The following is a 1548-nucleotide window of genomic DNA, read 5'->3' on the forward strand; positions in this document are numbered from 1 at the left end:
CGCGGAAACATACTAACATTAGTAGCACAGACCACGGCCATGGTCTGTGCTACTATTTTTTTGTAGAAGTGAAGTGAAGTCGTGCGGATGCGTGGATCTCAGAATCCGGACCAGGAAACCGACTCGCTTCACACCCTTATCCGAATCAGGTTAGTATGTTGGGTCCCAAGAGACCGTATAAGAAAGTGGAATCGATAAGGCACTGTGAAGACTTCTATGAATGGGAAAACAGGAGGAGAATAAATGAATTTTGTAATTGCGTTTGACGTCAGTATGGGGAAAAGCAACCTGGTGGTCTATGACCACAACCACCATTGCCACTTTGAAGGGGAACTCGAACACACGCAAGCCGGCTTTCGGGCACTAAAGCAGCGCATTAATGCTATACAGGAACAGGCCGGACACTTACCGGCAATCGTTTTTGAAGCCACCGGCGTCTATTCCTCGCCACTAGAGCGTTTTTTGAAGAGTAATGACTATCCATACAGCCGGCTGAATCCGCTGGAAGCGAAACTTCAGACCGCCGCCATGCGCAGACAGAAGACGGACATCGGCGATGCCCATGAACTCGCCAAATCCCATTACCGGGTTGTGCGGCAGGAAACTTTCCAGCAAGCGGATTATTATGACCAGCTGCGGGGGCTCGGGCGTTATTGCGAGGACATCGAAAAAGAGATTTCCCAACACAACAACCGGCTGCACGCATTTCTCCAGATGAGCTTTCCGCTCGTGGAAAAGGTTTTCGCACGGAGTTCCGCTCTTTTTTTGAATATTGTCCAGCTGTTTCCCCATCCCGCCTACCTCGTCGAGGTATCAAAGGAAGAGCTGCTAAATCATATCAAACAGGCGACACGTAAGCGGATGTCCGAACAAGAAATCGAAAAGAAAGCGACACTGCTTCTCGCCGCTGCGGAAAACAGCTATCCGTCCATCGGACCGGGAGATGTGCGCTGCCAGCACCTGAAAAACTACGCGGAACGCCTGTTGGAACTGCGCACCCAGAAAAAAGAAGTGATCAAACAGATGGTGGCCCTGTCAAAAGACCGAGTAGAGTTCCAAGTGCTTAAGTCGTTTCCGGGGATTGGTGATCAAACCGCTGTTCAAGTCATCAGTGAACTGGGCGACATTCGCCGTTTCCAAAACGCCAAACAGATCAACGCCTATATCGGCATCGACATCCGCCGCCACCAATCGGGCAAACTCCAATACCAGGACAAAATCAACAAGCGCGGAAACAAACGGTTGCGCAAGATCCTGTACTTTATGGTGATGAACATGCTTTCCAAACGCAAAAAAGCAAGCAACACCATCGTCGACCATTATGACCAATTAAAAAAGCAACCCAACGGGAAGCCCCATCAGGTTGCAGTAATCGCCTGTGTGAATAAGTTCGTGAAAGTCGCATTTCACCTTATTCAACACGGACTTCTCTTTCATTACGAATCCGGCAAGGCTTCGTAGATCCATTTCTCTTTCACTATAACACAGACGACCTGGTGAAAAAAAAGGAACCGCCAGGTTTTTTAAGCATGCTCATTTTCAGGGATA

The 1548-nt window shown here is 48.9% G+C and carries 1 protein-coding gene; it reads left to right on the top strand.

Annotation, left to right across the window (positions count from 1 at the left end; translation table 11 throughout):
- Positions 1 to 243: 243 nt before the first annotated feature.
- Complete coding sequence (locus DIJ65_RS16070; RefSeq protein ID WP_117303801.1) at positions 244 to 1461, top strand: IS110 family RNA-guided transposase; 1218 nt, start codon at positions 244 to 246, stop codon at positions 1459 to 1461.
- Positions 1462 to 1548 lie beyond the last annotated feature (87 nt).

Origin of the sequence: Planococcus salinarum (genome assembly GCF_007004625.1) — a bacterium.
Taxonomy (GTDB): Bacteria; Bacillota; Bacilli; order Bacillales_A; family Planococcaceae; genus Planococcus; species Planococcus salinarum.